Source organism: Cocleimonas flava, from assembly GCF_004339015.1.
Classification (GTDB): domain Bacteria; phylum Pseudomonadota; class Gammaproteobacteria; order Thiotrichales; family Thiotrichaceae; genus Cocleimonas; species Cocleimonas flava.
The window spans coordinates 567,847-586,237 of the sequence record NZ_SMFQ01000003.1 but is presented as its reverse complement, the minus strand read 5'-3'; the positions used below and the strand labels follow the sequence as shown (position 1 = coordinate 586,237).

The 18,391-nt window shown below is 39.8% G+C and carries 19 protein-coding genes; 5 read left to right on the top strand and 14 right to left on the bottom strand.

Going from position 1 to position 18,391, the window contains the following annotated elements:
* Positions 1–99 precede the first annotated feature (99 nt).
* Positions 100–1,398, top strand: a complete 1,299-nt coding sequence (locus EV695_RS08655) for a hypothetical protein (RefSeq protein ID WP_131905534.1) — start codon at positions 100–102, stop codon at positions 1,396–1,398.
* A 68-nt stretch (positions 1,399–1,466) separates the two neighbouring features.
* Here the strand turns inward: EV695_RS08655 and EV695_RS08650 are convergent, their stop codons facing one another.
* The 5 genes from EV695_RS08650 to EV695_RS08630 form a co-directional block, all read right to left on the bottom strand.
* The gene (locus tag EV695_RS08650) at positions 1,467–2,717 is read right to left on the bottom strand and encodes a uracil-xanthine permease family protein (RefSeq protein WP_131905533.1); all 1,251 of its coding nucleotides are present in this window, start codon (positions 2,715–2,717) and stop codon (positions 1,467–1,469) included.
* Between the two features lie 61 nt (positions 2,718–2,778).
* Positions 2,779–3,405 carry a uracil phosphoribosyltransferase gene (upp, locus tag EV695_RS08645; RefSeq protein ID WP_131905532.1) on the bottom strand — a complete coding sequence of 209 codons (627 nt, stop codon included), beginning with the start codon at positions 3,403–3,405 and terminating at the stop codon, positions 2,779–2,781.
* A gap of 249 nt (positions 3,406–3,654) precedes the next feature.
* Positions 3,655–4,080 (bottom strand): septal ring lytic transglycosylase RlpA family protein, encoded by a 426-nt coding sequence (locus EV695_RS08640; RefSeq protein ID WP_131905531.1) that lies wholly within the window; start codon positions 4,078–4,080, stop codon positions 3,655–3,657.
* Positions 4,081–4,106: 26 nt separating this feature from the next.
* Positions 4,107–5,114, bottom strand: coding sequence for a tRNA dihydrouridine synthase (locus tag EV695_RS08635; protein ID WP_131905530.1), 1,008 nt, complete (start codon positions 5,112–5,114; stop codon positions 4,107–4,109).
* A gap of 154 nt (positions 5,115–5,268) precedes the next feature.
* Complete coding sequence (locus tag EV695_RS08630) at positions 5,269–5,730, bottom strand: DUF3429 domain-containing protein (RefSeq protein ID WP_131905529.1); 462 nt, start codon at positions 5,728–5,730, stop codon at positions 5,269–5,271.
* 198 nt (positions 5,731–5,928) lie between these two features.
* Here EV695_RS08630 and EV695_RS08625 point away from each other — a divergent pair, with 198 nt between their 5' ends.
* Together EV695_RS08625 and EV695_RS08620 are read left to right on the top strand one after the other, a co-directional pair.
* Complete coding sequence (locus EV695_RS08625; RefSeq protein ID WP_131905528.1) at positions 5,929–7,257, top strand: ABC1 kinase family protein; 1,329 nt, start codon at positions 5,929–5,931, stop codon at positions 7,255–7,257.
* Between the two features lie 242 nt (positions 7,258–7,499).
* Positions 7,500–8,297, top strand: coding sequence for a transglutaminase-like domain-containing protein (locus EV695_RS08620; protein WP_131905527.1), 798 nt, complete (start codon positions 7,500–7,502; stop codon positions 8,295–8,297).
* Positions 8,298–8,474: 177 nt separating this feature from the next.
* Here the strand turns inward: EV695_RS08620 and EV695_RS08615 are convergent, their stop codons facing one another.
* Positions 8,475–8,723 (bottom strand): hypothetical protein, encoded by a 249-nt coding sequence (locus EV695_RS08615; protein ID WP_131905526.1) that lies wholly within the window; start codon positions 8,721–8,723, stop codon positions 8,475–8,477.
* A 159-nt stretch (positions 8,724–8,882) separates the two neighbouring features.
* Positions 8,883–9,554 carry a spermine/spermidine synthase domain-containing protein gene (locus EV695_RS08610; RefSeq protein ID WP_131905525.1) on the bottom strand — a complete coding sequence of 224 codons (672 nt, stop codon included), beginning with the start codon at positions 9,552–9,554 and terminating at the stop codon, positions 8,883–8,885.
* Positions 9,555–9,807: 253 nt separating this feature from the next.
* Between EV695_RS08610 and EV695_RS08605 the strand changes: the two genes are divergently transcribed.
* Positions 9,808–12,213, top strand: coding sequence for an EAL domain-containing protein (locus EV695_RS08605; protein WP_131905524.1), 2,406 nt, complete (start codon positions 9,808–9,810; stop codon positions 12,211–12,213).
* A 234-nt stretch (positions 12,214–12,447) separates the two neighbouring features.
* On the opposite strand, the gene EV695_RS08600 is transcribed toward EV695_RS08605, so the two are convergent.
* The 7 genes from EV695_RS08600 to EV695_RS08570 form a co-directional block, all read right to left on the bottom strand.
* Entirely contained in the window at positions 12,448–13,107 is a 660-nt protein-coding gene (locus tag EV695_RS08600; RefSeq protein WP_131905523.1) for a spermine/spermidine synthase domain-containing protein, read from the bottom strand.
* 128 nt (positions 13,108–13,235) lie between these two features.
* Entirely contained in the window at positions 13,236–13,931 is a 696-nt protein-coding gene (locus EV695_RS08595; protein WP_131905522.1) for an SMI1/KNR4 family protein, read from the bottom strand.
* A 5-nt stretch (positions 13,932–13,936) separates the two neighbouring features.
* Positions 13,937–14,335, bottom strand: a complete 399-nt coding sequence (locus tag EV695_RS08590) for a hypothetical protein (RefSeq protein WP_131905521.1) — start codon at positions 14,333–14,335, stop codon at positions 13,937–13,939.
* A 366-nt stretch (positions 14,336–14,701) separates the two neighbouring features.
* Positions 14,702–16,078 carry a sensor histidine kinase gene (locus EV695_RS08585; RefSeq protein ID WP_131905520.1) on the bottom strand — a complete coding sequence of 459 codons (1,377 nt, stop codon included), beginning with the start codon at positions 16,076–16,078 and terminating at the stop codon, positions 14,702–14,704.
* Complete coding sequence (locus EV695_RS08580) at positions 16,075–16,728, bottom strand: response regulator (RefSeq protein WP_131905519.1); 654 nt, start codon at positions 16,726–16,728, stop codon at positions 16,075–16,077. Before EV695_RS08580 ends, EV695_RS08585 begins: the two co-directional genes overlap by 4 nt.
* Before the next feature lie 143 nt (positions 16,729–16,871).
* Positions 16,872–17,153, bottom strand: a complete 282-nt coding sequence (locus EV695_RS08575; protein ID WP_131905518.1) for a hypothetical protein — start codon at positions 17,151–17,153, stop codon at positions 16,872–16,874.
* A gap of 78 nt (positions 17,154–17,231) precedes the next feature.
* A complete protein-coding gene (locus EV695_RS08570) occupies positions 17,232–17,555 on the bottom strand; it encodes a PepSY domain-containing protein (protein WP_131905517.1) in 324 nt (107 codons plus the stop codon).
* 471 nt (positions 17,556–18,026) lie between these two features.
* Here EV695_RS08570 and EV695_RS08565 point away from each other — a divergent pair, with 471 nt between their 5' ends.
* Positions 18,027–18,224: a hypothetical protein gene (locus tag EV695_RS08565; RefSeq protein WP_131905516.1), complete on the top strand. Its 198-nt coding sequence runs from the start codon at positions 18,027–18,029 to the stop codon at positions 18,222–18,224.
* The last annotated feature ends 167 nt before the right edge of the window (positions 18,225–18,391 follow it).

The window sequence follows — 18,391 nt, the reverse complement described above, 5'->3', positions numbered from 1 at the left end:
TACTTAAATACTTGATCGATTACCCGCTAATCTAATCGGTTTGTTATTCGTATTCATTACTCTTAAAATTAACACTATATAAAACTAACTAAAAATAATATGAAACTAGTACTTAAGCTCGTTACCTTGATCACAATACCTGTAGTACTAGTCGTTTATTATTTTACAGTAGATGACAAGATAGCCCCAGAAGCCTCTCAGATGTATCAAAGTGTGGGTGAAAACACTGAAAGTGATGCTTATGTTTATTTGTTAGGTATCTACGCGGGTGTTGATGACGATCCAATGATAGTGGGAAAACAACAATTAGAATCTCTTAGAGCTGAAGAAGAGAGAATTGCTGATAAAAGTTTTGAAGAACAAACATACAAAATTCGTGAATATCCCAAAGCAAAACGATTAAAAGAGTTTAAGTTGAAGTCTTGTAAAGACTTTAAAATACAAGACAACTGCGGTTATGTGGATAGGTTATTGGCGCAAAACTATAATGCAGAACAGATAAAAACATCTGAATCAATTTTGTTAGAGCGTTACAGAGAATTTCTTGCTAAAGATGATTTTCATACACTGGCTGTACCCAATATGTTGACACCTTTCCCATCCTACTCATACCTTTTCGCTGGGAGTAATTTAAGCCATCTAATAGCGTTGGAATATGCAGAAAAAAACAGGGAAGAAGAGGCAATAACTGCTTTGTTACATGAGATAAAACAGTTGCGTCATTTACTACAACAAGCAGATAGCATCGTTTTAAAAGCAATAGGGGCTCGATCTATTAGTAATAGTTTAGATTTATTGTCAGTAATCATTCACAAACAAAAGCTTGATTTTCATCAGACAATTCCTGTGTTGAATGAAGAAGAAAAAAGTTTGGAAAAACCTCTCAATTATGAATTTGCTATGGCCTATAAATTCTCAAAAGTTTTCCAAAGAAATAGCTCTACTGATAACAGTCAGACAAACAGTGAACTCGGTGGAATATTAAGCAGGAAATTTTTGTATAAGCCTAATATGCAAATCAATGTAGCTTACCTAAGATACAAAAAAATCATCGAGTTATCTAAAGGAAGCGCAAAAAAATTCACTAGTTTTGTAGAAAATGATAAGCCTGTAAACGTTAAAAAGTCTTTCCTCAAAAACTATATTGGGGATATTTTAAATAATGTCGCTTTTCCTGATTATAGTAAGTATGCCGCCTCGCTTTTCTATCTGGATGCTAAAATACAATTGTTTAATGCAACGGCGAATACTAAGAATCTCCCGGTAAGTCCAAGCGTTATAAATAACCCATTTTATGATAATGAAACTTCAGCAGTTTATTTGGAAAATGATAATAGCGTATGTTTTAAAGTCCCCAAAGAAACCAGACCTTCTGATAACTGCCTTAGAATAAAATGAAAAAGCAGACACAAAAAAGGCCGGAAAAATCCGGCCTTTTTTACGATGAATTAGGTATTAATTAAGTATTAAACCGCTTCACCTTTTTCTTTAGGTAAAATGATATTCAACACAATCGCTAATACCGCAGAAAGCCCAATACCTTTCAGTGTGAATTCACCTAGACCAAACTGCATGCCGCCTAGTCCGAATACCAAAACCAGCGCGATAATGATCATATTGCGTGATTGAGATAAATCTAAACGTGCGCGCACTAAAGTATTCATACCAACTGCTGCGATAGCACCAAACATAAGCGTCATGATGCCGCCCATTACCGGTGTTGGAATGGTTGCTAATAGCGCGCCTGTTTTGCCAGAGAACGATAAGAAAATCGCGAATACCGCTGCCCACGTCATAATCACTGGGTTAAATGATTTTGTGAGCGCAACCGCACCTGTTACTTCTGAGTAAGTTGTATTTGGTGGACCACCAAATAATGCTGCGGTTGATGTCGCCAAACCATCACCTAACAAAGTGCGATGTAAACCAGGCTTTTTCATAAAGTCTTTGCCTGTGACACCACTTATAGCAGAGATATCTCCGATATGTTCAATCGCCGGGGCTATCGCAATCGGCAAGATAAACAATATCGCTTCAAGGTTGAATTCAGGCGTTGTAAATTTGGGTAGTGCAAACCACGCGGCATTAGCTACGCCGTCAAAATTAACCAAACCGTAGAACATCGATATGATATAGCCAACAACGATACCCATTAAAATAGGGATCAGCTTGAACAAGCCTTTGGCGAAAACGGTGGTTAACATTGTCGCTAATAGCGTCACCATCGAGATAATTAACGCAGTATTGTGCGCCACTAAAACGGCAGAACCATCGCCGGTTTTACCCAGCGCCATATTAATGCCCACAGGCGCTAATGTTAGACCAATTACGATGATCACAGGTCCTACTACAATCGGTGGTAAGTAACGATCAACAATGCCACGACCTCGCCACTTGATCATTGCACTTAAAACCATATACAGCATACCAGCCGCAAATAAGCCTGACATGGTTGCAGGTATTCCCCAGGTTTGAACGCCGTAAATAATGGGTGCGATAAAGGCAAATGAAGATGCGAGAAAAACCGGTACTTGACGCTTCGTTACTACCTGAAAAACCAGCGTACCGATACCCGCTGTGAACAAGGCTACATTTGGGTCTAAGCCGGTTAATATGGGGACTAAAACTAACGCACCAAACGCCACAAATAACATTTGTGCGCCGAGGATGGCGGTATGTAGCATCGATTGTTTTTCTAAATCTGAGCTGTGTTGCATATATTATTTCTCCTAAAGATTCATTCAGTCGGCTTTCCTTCCAACTATTGCTACATCTGTGCTATTTGGTTCCAAACAATTTGTCGCCCGCATCGCCCAGGCCAGGAATGATGTAACCATTTTCATTTAAATGATCATCAACCGCAGCCACATAGATATCGACATCCGGGTGTTGCTCTTTAACCGCTTCAATTCCTTCAGGAGATGCAACAAGGAAGAGTCCCATGATATGGGTACAACCTGATTTTTTAACCATATCAACCGCAGCGTTAAAAGAGCCGCCGGTTGCCAGCATCGGATCAACAATCAGTGAGATACGGTCTTCGATCTTAGGTGCCATTTTTTCAAAGTAAGTCACAGGCTCTAAAGTTTCTTCATCGCGATATAACCCAACGACGCTGATACGCGCGTTTGGTAGTAATTCGATGACGCCATCTAACATGCCGAGTCCTGCACGTAAAATAGGTACGATGGTAATTTTCTTGCCTTTGATTTGCTGAATCTCAACTTCACCGTCCCAACATTCAATCGTGGTTGGTTCCAGCTTCAAATTTGCAGTGGCTTCGTAAGTGAGTAACATGCTGATTTCGCTTGAAAGTTCGCGAAAAGATTTTGTACTGATATCTACAGCTCTGAGTAAGCCGAGTTTATGTTGGATTAAAGGATGGGTCGCGACATGGACTGTCATAAGTGTTCCTCGGAAACTTTTAAAAGGGGTATTTGCTTATTTAATGTTTATAGTCGTTTTCATTGAAATAATAAACCGTTGAATTGGATTTATTTTAACTAATTAAAAAAGTGCCCCAAAGGTGGGGGGTGGGTTTTAGTTATTTCAATCGATGATAGTTGTTATCTTTTGGCTGTTATAACTCATTGAGACTGATAAAAAACTCAATCTCTGACTCACTCTCTATCTCTCACTTAATCTCTCACTTAATCAATGATCAATAACATCCACGACCACATCAACAACTCCCTCTCTTGGATTTGCTATTGCTGAAAAAGCCGATTTCGATAGGTCGATAATCCGTCCTTTCACAAATGGACCACGGTCGTTAACTCTAACGATGACTGTTTTCCCATTGTTTACGTTAGTGACTCTAAGCCATGTTCCAAATGGTAACTTTTTATGTGCAGCGGTTTTTGCTCTTTGATTGAATCTCTCACCATTGGCTGTTTTCCTGCCATGATATTTGTCCGCATAATACGAGGCTTTACCTTTGGCGTGATAGCTAACTGAGGGATATGATGGAGAGGAAGCATTAGTCGCGGTGTATCTACTTGAATGCGTAGATTGCTGGGAGCATGCGCTAACAGTAATAACCACGAACAGAATGAGTAAATTTTTAAGAGATAATGACATACGTGAATTGTACTCTGTAAGGTAAATTAGACCAATGCAGTTGTTTGCTCTGTTTTTTCTTCCATGTGTGAATGTGATGCTAGTTGTTTTTGATGGGCTGCTATCGCGGCATAAATCTCATCTTCGGTTTGCAAACGTTTAACCGCATGGAATAACTCAGCAGCACCACTGTATTGTCTTTGTAAAAACACCAACCATTGCTTGGTTCGGTTTGCGATAAATTTAGGGTGTTGGTTTTTAGTGGATGCTTGTAAATAGATCAGCATCATTTCCAATACTTCCGGCCACGTCATTAATTGATGAGGTACGCCATCATTCTCGGCTTTGATACTCAGTGCAAGATCAGGGCGAGTTAGCGCACTGCGCCCCAGCATAATGTCTTCGCAACCGCTTTCTTCACGTGCTTTTTTTGCATCATCAATGGTCCATATCTCGCCATTAATGATAACCGGTATTGGACTCATCGCAGAAACACCTTTAACCGCAGACCAATAGGCGGGCGGGACATAACGATCCTGACGGGTACGCGCATGAATGCACAGTTCGTTAGCGCCGGCTTTGATGATGTTTTCAGAAATGGTATGCAGTGAATCATGATCACTAAAACCTAAACGGATTTTAGCGGTGACCGGTATTTTAGGATCAACCGCATCACGCACCGCAGCCACAATATGATAGATACGATCTGGCTCGCGTAATAGCGCTGAACCGCCGTCGCGTTTATTCACGGTTTTAGAAGGGCAACCAAAGTTGATATCGATCCCGAGTGGATCAAGATTTTGAGCACGAACAGCATTGCGCGCCATTGCATCAGGATCTCCACCGAGTAATTGCAAGTAGACAGGAGTGCCGGCTGGTGTTTTTCCACCATTTTTTAACTCAGGAGCACTGCGTAGGAAAAGACTTTCCTTCAGTGTTTGTCGCGTCACCCGAATAAATTCTGTCACACAACGATCATAGCCACCGATACGCGTTAATAAATCGCGTATTTCATGGTCTACCACACCTTCCATTGGGGCTAAAAATGTTCGCATATTGATTGATAAAGAGTTTCGAAAAATAAGTCGGGGGATTATAGAGCTTACAAAGCTTTTAGTCTGTTTTTACTCAGTTTTTATCAGAGTATGTCTAGGCATGTCTGGGCATGTCTGGGCATGTCAAGGTATCGCTGGGTAAAGCATGAGTCTATCAGGCAAATATCGAAGACAGTAATAACAACGTTGCCACAGTGATGCTCAAATGAAATCGTAGGCGTATGTATTGCGAAGAAATCGTTGCAGGTAAACACGGCGCTAATAACAATAAATCAACCAGGTAAGCTAAAACGATTAAACCGGCCATCACTGCCAATGCCAGATTAATCGGCAAGAGTAATGAGAGCCATGCCAATAGCGATGGCACAACACCATAGTACAAAAGTTGATTAGATTGCTTCGTGTTCAATTGTGCCTGATTTGCTAGCGCGACACCCCAACTGATTGCACCTAAAAAACTGAGTATAACCGCCGCATAAATACCCAGCCATACAGCCAGCGCTATGGTGGAGTCAAAAAAAGATGGTTGATCTCGTGCAACTAACACCGCTAATAACAAGAAAGGGATCACGCCAGCGTAACCGAGTAGATACATTGTTTTTGAAGTTTTCGTCATAATGGGTCATCTCATTCGATAAGTCTTTCTTGTGAAATATAACTTATGTAGGTATATTGTACAAATATTGTATAATTAAATTAATCAAGGATTTCGATATTTCTCTTATCGTATTTTCGTTAACAGTTTCTAATTAACAGTTTTTAATCAAAAGTTTTCTAACTCCTAGTAAACAAAAACAGGGCAATAAATATACTCATGGCAGATTCAGGTAAAAACAAATCAGCAAGTGTTCCTACACATAGGTTGTCACGCTTTGCCAGACTAGGGTCTTTAGCAACGGGAGTAGCTGGTGGAATGTTGGCTGAAGGCGCCCGACAACTTGCCAAGGGGAATCGCCCCAATACGCGTGATATGTTATTGACGCCTGCCAATGCAAAGCGGGTTGCCGATCAATTAGCACAATTACGTGGTGCCGCAATGAAAGTGGGTCAGTTATTGTCGATGGATACCGGTGATTTACTGCCTGAAGAACTCACCCAGATTTTATCTCGATTGCGTTCAGATGCGAAGCCGATGCCGTTTAGTCAGCTTACCAAAATTCTGCACGATAATTGGGGAGAAGGCTGGAATAAATCGTTTAAACAATTCTCTTTTGAACCGATTGCCGCTGCATCAATCGGACAGGTGCATTCTGCCTATACCAAAGATGGCCGTCATCTGGCATTAAAAATCCAGTACCCCGGTGTACGTGAAAGTATTTCCAGTGATGTTGATAATGTCGCCACCTTATTGCGAGTCTCTGGCTTGATCCCTAAAGAGGTTGATTTCAAACCGTTATTAGATGAAGCAAAAATTCAGTTACAGCTGGAAGCTGATTACGCGCTCGAGGGTAAGTGGATACAGACGTATACTGAATTATTAGCCAATGAGCCAGACTATGAGCTTCCCGAATATTATCCCGATTACAGCACAGAAAATATACTCGCGATGTCGTTTGTCGGCGGTGATCAGGTAGAAACGTTGGGGCAGAAAATTAATCAGGAACAACGCAATCGTGTTGTTAGTTTGTTGATGTCCTTGTTGTTTAAAGAAATTTTCGAATTTAAACTGGTTCAGACAGATCCTAACTTTGCTAACTACCAATACGATATTGAGAGTGAAAAACTCATTCTGCTGGATTTTGGTGCAACACGTGAATACTCCAGCAAGATTTCTTCAGCTTACCGTTCCTTAATGCAAGGAGCGATCGAAGAAAACCGTGATGCTATGGAACAAGCAGCCACAGATATTGGTTTCTTTCAGGAATTTATTCAACAACCACAACGCGAAGCCGTTCTGGATTTATTTGAAACGGCTTGCGAACCCTTAACATTTAATGGTGAATACGACTTTGGTACTTCTAATCTGGCAAAGCGTATTCGTGAGTCGGGCATGGCATTGAGTACGCAACAGGATTATTGGCACACACCACCAGCGGATGCATTATTCTTGCATCGTAAACTGGCGGGACTTTATTTGCTCGCGGCGAAGTTAAAAGCACGTGTGAATATGCATCAACTGTTTTTGCCTTATATGGATTCATGAGTCTGAAACAAGCTATTGAGTGATACTTTAACAAATAATGTATCGATCAAAGGCAGATAAAAAAGCCCTGTAAGTAGGGGGGTGTCAAATTTATGCGCATCAAATAACTAGGCTTCTATCTGAAACAATTAGGTAATCTGACTGTCTATGCATCAGTGTTATAGTATGTAAGTTCCAAGTTCCAAATTCCAAATTCCAAGTTCCAAGTTCTATACCCTAAACCTTAAATAAGGATAAACCCTATGTGGTTACGCACTATTTGTGACATGTCATTCGAAGTCGAAATACCAACAACGTTCATTTTAATGCTGCGACAACGCAGTGGCGCTAATCAATGGGTAGCGAGAGAAGAGTACAGAATTCGTCCTCAAGTCCCAGTTTATGAATTTACTGATAACTATGGCAATCTTTGTCAGCGATTGGTTGCACCTGTAGGACCCTTTGAAATCTTTACCTCCTCTGATGTTTTGATTAATGATTTGGTCGATCAAGCACCCGGCGCACCTTTTGTCGAAATAGACAAACTCCCCGAATCTGTACTTAGCTATCTTTTACCCAGTCGCTATTGCGAGTCGGATCGATTTAACGACATGGCTGCTTCGATCACTGAAGGTCATGCAATGGGTTACGATCAAGTAAAAGCCATTGAAACATGGTTACGTAATAATATTAGTTATCTACCGGGAACCAGTGATATAGCGATATCTGCTATAGAAGTTAATGAGAGACAATCAGGTGTTTGTCGTGATCTTTCTCATCTGGGTATTGCACTGTGTAGGAGTTTGAGTATCCCGACACGATTGGTAGTGGGTTATTTATACGAATTAGAACCGATGGATCTACATGCCTGGTTTGAAGCCTATGTCGGCGGTCGTTGGTACACCTTCGATGCGACACAGTCAGAAATCACAGGAGGCTATATTGCAATCGGTTATGGTCGTGATGCGGCTGACGTAGCAATTTTCAATCAGTTTGGACCTTCGGTGACTTTAGAAACACAGCGTGTTGAAGTACAGCTGATTGAAGAAGAAAAACTATAGCTGCTTTAACTATTGGAAATGAGCAATAAAATATGAAAACCCCCTAAAAGTAGGGGGGTGACCTGACATTTTACTGAAGGGCTAGTTAACAATAAAAAAGCAGGTCACCCAAGGCTTGGTGCTACTTTAGTGTTTTATTCGTAGAAGATTCTGGGGGACTTACCGGGGGAAGTAAGATTAATCTTCAGATGAAACTGAGCGCCATAAAACAAACAGACATAACGATAAAGCCGCTAAGAATGTCATCAGAATAGACGGTGTTGAAAACATACCTAAATCAGTTGCCCAACCACCTTGTGGGTGTCGGCTATAAAGTACATTTACAATCATTACCTGAGCGAAAAGAAAGCCACTTAAAAATAATAGAAATGCATTTGAAGGTTTCTTTGTTAATACAGATATTACTTTGTTTATGAGTTGATTCATTGTTAGCTCCTTATGCTTTTTGTTTGTTATGTGTTCTACTATAAAACATAAGAATACAAAAAGCGAACATAAATTCTAAATAGATCTTTTCCTATTTTTAAACAATCTAAGTGTTCCTGTTTCGTGGTAGTAGTTGTAGCTGACTAATTTGCTTGTGATCTAACGGGCGAGGTAAATAGTATGGCGACTGCCTTTACCTTTATGGGCCCTAACCGTTTTGACTTCCACTTTAAAACGGGCTTTCTTCAATTGCTGAGTGAATTTAGGGTCATGCCATGCCGACCATATAGCTAACACACCTTTAGGGCGAAGTGTTTGTTTGATCGCGAGTAAGCTATTTAACGAATACAAGCTATTGTTATCGGCATGTGTAAAACCTTCTGGGCCATTATCCACATCGAGTAAAATAGCGTCATAGCTAGGTTTGTTGGTTTTGAATAGCGTTGCGACATCGCCTAATCGCACCACTGTGCGTTTATCATCTAAGGGTCTGCCAGCACATTCTCCTAACGGGCCTTTATTCCATTTCACAACTTCTGGTACCAATTCTGCAACCTCTATTGTAGAACTCTTGGTGGTAGCTTTAAGGGCGGCCGCCAGCGTAAATCCCATGCCTAAACCACCAACTAATACGGTCGTGTTTTGTACGCCTTGAAGATGGGCACAACCTAATTCGGCCAAGGCTAATTCAGAAGAGTGCACACGACTATTCATCAATTCGCCACGGAGTCCTTTCAAATGAATTGAAAAATCATTGCCGCGCTGGGTTAATCGCAGTTCGCCGCCGTTATTGGGAATAACAGCAGTACCTAAAAGTGTTGGGGTGATCATAGCGTCGACGGAGCTTCACGAGTAAGAATGAAGCACGAGTATAGGTCGTAGTCTTAACAATCTCTATATTACTTGTTGATTTTAAGTGATGCGCAATTCAATCAATATGAAGGATGACAGATGATAGTCAGGAACGAATAATTAATTTTACAGTTACTACGCCAATTGCTCATATGCATATTTGGAAAGTCATTAAGCTTCTATAAGGTTTGCTAGCAATATAATAGTTATATTGATATAACGATATGATTTAATGAATTTAAAAATAAACAAAGTAATTATCCCTGCTATTTTTTCCTTATCTTGTATATTTATAGCAATGGTCTTTACAGATAAGCTTCCGCATTATTTCTCATTAGATGCAGATCAATCAAAAAATAGTATTGATGACATACTTTATAGTGATAATTATGAATTAGAACTAACGGATCACGAAAAGCAATGGTTATCTCAGCATTCTGCTATCAGATTAGGTATTTCTAGACATTTTCCTCCTTTTGGTTCGGTTAATTCAGATAACGAATTCATTGGTTTTTCTGCAGATTTTATGCGGATGATTGAATATAGGCTGAAAATTAAATTTGATATGGCTAAAGATGCCTCCTGGGGGGAAACCATGGAGATGGCTAAGGCGGGTCAGCTGGATATGATTGCATCAATAGTTAATACAGAAACACGGCGAAGTTTTTTAGAATTTACAGAACCTTATGTCAGCAATCCAACAGTAATAATAAACGATAGTGTGGCTAAAGGTTATCTAAGGACATTAGATAACCTGAAAGGTAAAAAAATAGCTGCTACAAAGGGATCATTTGTATCAAATGAATTAAGCCGAAAATATCCCGAGATAGAAATAATTGATGTTAAAAATTCACATGATGCACTCAGTATGGCTCATTCAGGGCTTGTAGATGCTTATGTGGGTAATGCGGTAGCTGCAGGTTACTTGATAAATAAATATCACTTTCATGATTTATCCTTCTCAGGTCAAACAGAGTATTCGAGCACCTATAGCATTGGCATCGTAAAGAGCAATATGATGCTGGTAGGTATTATAAAAAAAGTGCTTGCTTCGATATCGGAGGTGGATAGGGAGATTATTTCAAACTATTGGTTCAGAATGGGAATGCAACCTCATATTGCTATGAACAAGGTAGTTATAATTGGTACAGTGCTTGCTGGTCTTTTATTATTAGTACTGGCATGGACTTATAGTCTCAGAAAAACACAACGTCAGCTAAAAACAAGCGAAGAACTCCTAAAAACAAGTCGACGACTTCTAACAAGAGAAATAGAAGTAGATCACTTAACAGGGTTGGGTAATAGACGAAAATTTAACAAATTACTCGAACAACAAATAGAACAATCCAAATCAATAGATGAACCATTCACACTAATTTATCTGGACCTGGATAACATTAAACAAGTAAATATCTCCATGGGGCACTCTATCGGTGATCTGCTTATAATTGAGGTTTCAAAACGACTTAAAAGCTGCTTAGAAAGTACAAACGAAATTACACGAGTTGCAGGAGATGAGTTTATGATTATTCTCCCGGGGGTATCTGATAAAAAGAAAATTTCTGTTACAACTAAATGCATCAACAACTGTTTAAGTTTACCCTTTCATATTAATGAACATGAAATTGTTACTAGCACAAGTATCGGAATTACATGTTATCCAGAAGATGCAACAACTAGTACCGAACTTATCAATAATGCCGATCAGACCATGGATTTCTCAAAGAATAATGGCAGTAAGTCTATCACTTTTTACGACTCTTCTATGAAGCACAATACCGCTCTTAAAAACGACACCATTAGAGATCTTCGTTTAACTGTGAAAAAAGAGCAATTCATTCTTTTGTATCAGCCAATTATTGATTTATCAAAAAACAAAATTTGCAAAGCAGAAGCACTAATTCGTTGGAATCATCCAAGCAGAGGTTTCATTTCACCTGAAGAATTTATACCTCTTGCAGAGGAAGCAGGTTTAATCAATGAAATAGGAGAATGGACGTTTAAAGAGGCAGTTTCACAAACAGCCAGAGTCATGAAAATTCTCGATAATGAATTCCAAATGAGTATAAATACATCGCCTTTGCAATATCATAAAAATGGTATGAAAATCGATATCTGGAATAGCTATTTAGACTCATACGGACTATCAGGAAAAAATTTGGTGATGGAAATAACCGAAGGCATATTAATGAAGCCAAGTTCTACCGTAATAAATAATCTTAATCAATTAAAGAATAGTGGTATAGACGTCGCGATCGATGATTTTGGTACGGGTTATTCCTCTCTATCCTATTTAAAAAGTTATGATTTTAATTTCTTGAAAATAGACCAATCATTTGTACGGAACCTGACAGTTGATTCGGATGATATGGCACTGGTTAAGGCAATTATAATTATGGCGCACAAACTCAGGTGCAAAGTGATTGCAGAAGGAATTGAAACTAAAGAACAAAGCGATATACTTTTTGGAGCAGGATGTGATTACGGTCAAGGTTTTTATTATTCTAAACCTTTGATAGCGAGTGACTTTGAAGATTTTGTAACACATTGGGATAGTAAAAATACAGACAGAACTAAAAGTTTAATTCCTTTTCAGAAAGATCCAAACGCATTGTCGAGTTCCAATATATCATTGTAATCTCAAGTAACGCAGAATTACTGCATGAACTGTAGAAAAAGATTGGTTTACCTAAGCTCTTCAATCACTTTGGAAGTTATATGATCCGTTATTAATCTTTTATTAAAAGCGCAAAGGTTCTCTTTAAGCCTTTAAATAATTAGGTTTATCTTTCTAATTAGTCTGCTAATAATAATTGTTCATAACGAACGCATAAGCCACCTTCTTTTCGATTCGATAGGTGAATCTTGCCGTTTAAGTGTTCTGCAATTTCGTGGCTGATTGCCAAACCCTGACCGTTTTGACATCCTCTTTAAAACGGGCTTTCTTCAATTGCTGGGTGAATGTAGGGTCATGCCATGCCGACCATATAGCTAACACACCTTTAGGGCGAAGTGTTTGTTTGATCGCGAGTAAGCTATTTAACGAATACAAATTATTGTTATCGGCATGTGTAAAACCTTCTGGGCCATTATCAACATCGAGTAAAATAGCGTCATAGCTAGGTTTGTTGGTTTTGAATAGCGCTGCGACATCGCCTAATCGCACCACTGTGCGTTTATCATCTATGGGTCTGCCAGCACATTCTCCTAACGGGCCTTTATTCCATTCCGCAACCTCTGGCACCAATTCTGCAACCTCTATTGTAGAACTCTTGGTGGTAGCTTTAAGGGCGGCTGCCAGCGTAAACCCCATGCCTAAACCACCAACTAATACGGTCGTGTTTTGTACGCCTTGAAGATGGGCACAACCTAATTCGGCCAAGGCTAATTCAGAAGAGTGCACACGACTATTCATCAATTCGCCACGGAGTCCTTTCAAATGAATTGAAAAATCATTGCCGCGCTGGGTTAATCGCAGTTCGCCGCCGTTATTGGGAATAACAGCAGTACCTAAAAGTGTTGGGGTGATCATAGCGTAGACGGAGCTTCACGAGTAAGAATGAAGCTCGAGTATAGGTCGTAGCCGTTTTAAGATACAGCTTAACGAAGCTGTATCTGGAATCTAGATTTGTTTTGAGGTGTTATTCGATGACTTAAATTTTATGCTGAGTGTTTCTCAACCCATAAGCAAAAAGGATCTTTGGTTTCAGTATCGCCCATTTCTGCTGGGTGTTTTACGATTTCATTCGCGCGCTCAGGAATAGATACATCAAACGTTTGCGTTAACCAGTTTTGATAGTTGCGATTAGGTTTTACCCAGGTCATATTAAGCTCGAACGATTGCTCAGGGGTTAAATTGAAATTCTCGTTCCAGCATATCTCATCATAACCAATTGCAAGTAAGCGCATAAAATCGATCGCTTTATCTGCTAGCTGACAAACCAAGACCGAACCAGACCCTGAACCTAAATGTACAATTTTCTGATTGCCTTCATCATCTAACCAGAATGCAGCCATCGAACCATCGCCACCCGTTCTGGCAAACACACAAAGCCTATCTAATACTTCGGGTTTGTCATGACCAAACCAATGATGCAGATTAACATTACCTTCGGCATGAAAGCTTATGTCCGTTCCACCGTTTCGTGCTTCAATTTCATCGCCATCTTCATCGAAGTCGCTGATGTATTGATTTAGCATTTCTTTCGGGCAGAGCAAGCCTATGCGTGCTGTGTCAGCATCTCTGTCAAAATAAAATGTATTCTCTTCAATCCAGCTAAATAATTGGGACAGTTCTTTTGGAATGGACATGCCCGGTAGAAGCGTTGCTGCTATCTGTGATTCTAAAATACTCATTTGAACTAATAATCCCTGTTGTTAAGCCCTAAAAAATTACCAAAAGCAGCTGCGGTTATTAAACCTAGTACACAACCCCAAAGCATCGTGAGGGGTTCTAATACAAAATGACCTTCTGTTAGCACAGTGAGTAATAACCAGGTTAAAAACAAAAAGTAGATAACTCCAGCCAACGCACCAGAAAGCGCGAGATTAAACGTCGATAGCAATTTGTATTGTTTTAAAGCGTAATAAATAGGTAAACCTATAATTAATAATCCAGCAAATGAAGCCACGTAAATCGGTAGAAAAAGTGCTAATGACTGCCTAAGATTTATCCCTTGACTATTTACCAGTGAGGGTAATAGCAGAATCAAAAAAGTCGGTACGAGCGCTGAAAACAATACACTAGAAAATATTCGCATTTTTTACCTATACATTAAGATACGTTAGTTACGATACGTTTTTTGTTTGTTTCTCAGTACGTTAGATAGGAAGCGACATTTATTCGTTAATGGTTAGCGTCTTAAGATCCTACAACGTGCATCAATAGCTTGATGGTATGTAGGTTTAATGGGCATATTAGTTCGGATAATCTTTAAAAAATTACCCTGCGTTGTGTTTTTTAAAGGCAAAAAAAAGCCCCCTAAGTAGGGGGGTGGCTTCGGTTTTGAAACGATCTATGATTTTGTGTTATCACGATTGTAGAAATGATCTTATCTATCATGTACTTAACTATTTACTTTATTGTTTACTTAAATATGCACTTATTAATGCACTCAAGCATACATTTAGTCACTAACCAGGTCTTGCTCATAACGAAAGCATAAGCCGCCTTCTTTTTGGTTCGATAGGTGAATCTTACCGTTTAAGTGTTCTGCAATTTCGTGGCTGATTGCCAAGCCCAGACCATTACCAGGTTTACCACTTTCTAATACACGATAGAACGGTTCCATCACTTGCTGCAGTTCATCTTCAGGGATGCCGATGCCGGTATCTTCCACCAGTAATATCGCTTTATTTCCCTGTTTAAACAGGCTGATATCCACTTTTCCTGATGCGGGTGTGTAGTGAATCGCATTGCCAATCGCATTATGCACTAATTGGCCTAATCGACCGTTTTGGTCTTTGACGTTGATCGCCTTATCCTGATGTAACATGCCCAAATCAATCTCGGCAGATTCCGCTAATGGAAAGAGATCGGCAATCGCACTTTTCACCACATCATTAAAACTAACGGTTTGTGCCTCAACCTCGTCACTGCTTTGCAAACGTGCCAGATCGAGTAATTGCGCCACCAGATTGCCCAAACGATCAAAGCCTTGTTTCAGTTGTTTTTGTCGTTCATTTCGCTCGGCATCATCGTTGGCATGCGTGACGTTTTCTGCCTGTAATGACAATGCTGTAATTGGGGTGCGTAATTCATGCGCAGCATCGGCGATGAATCGGTGTTGCTTGTGCATCACCTGTTTTACTCTGGAGATCAGCGCATTAATAGAGCTCACAAAGGGGATAATTTCTAGAGGAATATTCTTTTCAGAGAGTTCCTTTAGCTGTGTACCATCTTGCCGATCGATGTTTTTCACCAATAGATTCAGTGATTTAAACTGACGACGAATGATGATATGAATCATCAATAATAGAATACTTACCAGTAACAGAATCGGCAAAAAAGTGCTGATGCTACTGCTCCATGCAATATTGTTTCTTAACTCGGTAGGTTGCGCGATGATAAAGCGGCGATCGCTGTAAAACTGGCTCATCACCAGTACGCGCCATTTGTCATCGCCCAAGGTGATGGTTTTTAAACCGTCGCTTATATCTGGCGGGATGCCTTTTAAATTATCGCTGATGCCTAATTCGTGGATGATGATGGTGGTTTCATCTTCGATATTATGTTCGTCTCGGAAATCTTCATTGCGATCATGAATCTTCTCGCTGAGTTTCTTTTTTCTTCTGGCGTGTTGTTCATCTTCATTGAAATCAGAAAAATCTAATTGACCGTTACGTACCAATAATGAAATTTCAATCAGTGTATTGTCTTGTAATTCTCTGGCTTGCTGAAAAGCCAATGCCCCAGCGATTGCACCACCGAACACTACTAAAACCAACGCGCTGAGAATGATCCAGCGATACAACTCTCGTTGCAGTGATTTTTGTTGCATCATTTGCTGACCATCCAGCCCATGCCCCTGATATTTTTAATTGCATCTTTGCCCAGTTTTTTACGCAATGCGTGAATGATAAACTCGATCGCATTACTCGCGACTTCTTCATTCCAGCCGTAAATGCTTTCTTCCAGATTATCGCGTGAGAAAATAGTGCCAGGTCTAAGCATCAGCGTTTGTAGCAAGGCATACTCGCGTGCAGATAAGGGAAACGATTCGCCATCTCGGCTGACTTCGCGTGTGGCAGGATCAAGTTCTAACAGAGAATTAGAAAGAATAGGGGTGGCAACACCATGATTGCGTCGGACCACGGCACGCATACGGGCGTGTAATTCATCAATCGAGAAAGGTTTGACCAGATAATCATCTGCGCCTAAATCCAGTCCCTGAATACGGTCTTCAACGGCATCTCTCGCCGTTATCACGATCACAGGCAGGCTTTTCGTTTTGCGTAACTCATGCAAGACCTCTAAACCATTTTTACCGGGTAAACCCAAATCCAGCAATACCAGCGAATATTCTTCGGTGTTAAGGCTAGACAAGGCAGTAATGCCATCCTTTACCCAGTTGACCGCGTAGGATGCATCATTAAGTGCCTGCTTAATCGCATTGCCGATAGATTCGTCATCTTCTACCAGTAGAATGCGCATATTTGATTTGCCGTATTTGTCATTGTTATAAAAACTCTAATCTGTAATGAGTATATCTATTGAAAATCTCTAACGAAGATCTCTAATGAAAATCGCTAAGGAATAGTCATAGCATATTAACAAAAACGGTTTTATCAATCGCGTTATTTCAAAGGCTCATCCACAACCGTGTATTCGGCATCAATGATCTCGCCATTTTTAATCACAGCCGCCTGACCTAAGCTTATATCCTTCTGATGTTGTCGTTGTAAGCGCCACAGTTTAAATGCCACAAAAGGAAAGATGATAGCTGAAACAGCCATTAAAATTAGGCTAAACATAAAGCCGCTCAAAAGAACCACACTAGCGATAACAGACAACATGGCAATCTTGGCAAACGAAGGTTTTCGCTGTGACATCTGTTGATAAAATGTTTGAGTTTGCATTGTATACTCCTTATAAATAGCCACCAGCAAAATGCTGGTGACTGTTCTTTATTTTTGATTAGACTGTAGATTTAAGACTTAATCTTTGTAATCAAGTTTCTGCTTCAGCACCTTGCCAGAAGCCGCATCTATTTCTAATTCGTGTATTAGTTTGTTCGAATCAACCACTTCAACTTCCCAGACTGATTTGCCGTGTTCATTATCAAACTCGACTGCTTTCGCTTTTCCTGGAACCGTTGTGAGTGCTATTTCCAGCGCTTTATCAATGGTGATTGATGACTCAGTAAACGAGATGACTTCCGTTTCTTTTTTATCATTACTGCCCGCTTGAGCAATAATTGCAGAACCAAGAAGACCCGTACCAATAAGCGTTGAGATTATGGTTTTACTAAAATGTTTCATTGTGTTTATCCCTCTATTTCTCACTATTAAGAATAAGTTTCACTATTAAAAAACCGTTAAATAATTAGCAAAACGCTATTTTTAGTTTTAACGTGAGTAGAAGAATAAAGAATGAAACTTAGCTGTAACTTAGCTGTAACTTAGATGTTTAAAAAAGAGCTAAAAAAACTGAATAAATAAGTAAAAACAAACTGAATAGATGTGCCAGATGGCGTTTTAACGGCAGTTAGAGAGATATCTAAAGTGATAAATAATTACAGAAATACACAATGCGGAACAATGCGGTGAAAAAAGGGCCCCAAAGGTGGGGGGTGGCTTTATGTTTTACGAATAGTAAATATTAGCGAGTTTATTGAATCGCACCGAAATACAAGGCAATAAATACAAAGAGATTCAATGAAACGTGATGGATTTCACAGAACGTGAAGGTAGCCTCGATTATATTTGAGCCTGGTAAACTGGGAGAAGACAATGAAGCTCGTTAATCAATTCACTACACTAGCCAGCAGTCGCGGCGTTCGCGGAGTATTTTATATAGCCCTTATCATTAGTTGTTTTGCATTTTCGCCAGCAAAAAGTACAGCGTTGGTACAAAGCAATGCGGCTAATAGTGAAGGTGACATTGGTGCTATAAATGTGGTCTTAAATATGACCTCAGAAAAGCATTAGTTAAAAATTAGATACAACAGCTATAGCGATCTCATATTAGTAAGAAATAACTGAAGGCATAATTGGAGATCAATCAGTTGGCGCATTAGATAGATTAAGCGTCATCCACTTTGAATAGCAGCGCTGACAATAAGCATAAAGCTAAGCAGCGATAAAATTAATCGGAT

Bases quoted from the DNA above. Each gene is read 5' to 3' on its own strand.
- EV695_RS08585 (WP_131905520.1), bottom strand. From the start codon at position 16,078: ATGATGCAACAAAAATCACTGCAACGAGAGTTGTATCGCTGGATCATT.
- EV695_RS08610 (WP_131905525.1), bottom strand. From the start codon at position 9,554: ATGATCACCCCAACACTTTTAGGTACTGCTGTTATTCCCAATAACGGC.
- EV695_RS08615 (WP_131905526.1), bottom strand. From the start codon at position 8,723: ATGAATCAACTCATAAACAAAGTAATATCTGTATTAACAAAGAAACCT.
- EV695_RS08570 (WP_131905517.1), bottom strand. From the start codon at position 17,555: ATGAAACATTTTAGTAAAACCATAATCTCAACGCTTATTGGTACGGGT.
- EV695_RS08575 (WP_131905518.1), bottom strand. From the start codon at position 17,153: ATGCAAACTCAAACATTTTATCAACAGATGTCACAGCGAAAACCTTCG.
- EV695_RS08620 (WP_131905527.1), top strand. From the start codon at position 7,500: ATGTGGTTACGCACTATTTGTGACATGTCATTCGAAGTCGAAATACCA.
- EV695_RS08640 (WP_131905531.1), bottom strand. From the start codon at position 4,080: ATGTCATTATCTCTTAAAAATTTACTCATTCTGTTCGTGGTTATTACT.
- EV695_RS08605 (WP_131905524.1), top strand. From the start codon at position 9,808: ATGAATTTAAAAATAAACAAAGTAATTATCCCTGCTATTTTTTCCTTA.
- upp (WP_131905532.1), bottom strand. From the start codon at position 3,405: ATGACAGTCCATGTCGCGACCCATCCTTTAATCCAACATAAACTCGGC.
- EV695_RS08580 (WP_131905519.1), bottom strand. From the start codon at position 16,728: ATGCGCATTCTACTGGTAGAAGATGACGAATCTATCGGCAATGCGATT.
- EV695_RS08650 (WP_131905533.1), bottom strand. From the start codon at position 2,717: ATGCAACACAGCTCAGATTTAGAAAAACAATCGATGCTACATACCGCC.
- EV695_RS08590 (WP_131905521.1), bottom strand. From the start codon at position 14,335: ATGCGAATATTTTCTAGTGTATTGTTTTCAGCGCTCGTACCGACTTTT.
- EV695_RS08595 (WP_131905522.1), bottom strand. From the start codon at position 13,931: ATGAGTATTTTAGAATCACAGATAGCAGCAACGCTTCTACCGGGCATG.
- EV695_RS08625 (WP_131905528.1), top strand. From the start codon at position 5,929: ATGGCAGATTCAGGTAAAAACAAATCAGCAAGTGTTCCTACACATAGG.
- EV695_RS08600 (WP_131905523.1), bottom strand. From the start codon at position 13,107: ATGATCACCCCAACACTTTTAGGTACTGCTGTTATTCCCAATAACGGC.
- EV695_RS08630 (WP_131905529.1), bottom strand. From the start codon at position 5,730: ATGACGAAAACTTCAAAAACAATGTATCTACTCGGTTACGCTGGCGTG.
- EV695_RS08635 (WP_131905530.1), bottom strand. From the start codon at position 5,114: ATGCGAACATTTTTAGCCCCAATGGAAGGTGTGGTAGACCATGAAATA.
- EV695_RS08655 (WP_131905534.1), top strand. From the start codon at position 100: ATGAAACTAGTACTTAAGCTCGTTACCTTGATCACAATACCTGTAGTA.
- EV695_RS08565 (WP_131905516.1), top strand. From the start codon at position 18,027: ATGAAGCTCGTTAATCAATTCACTACACTAGCCAGCAGTCGCGGCGTT.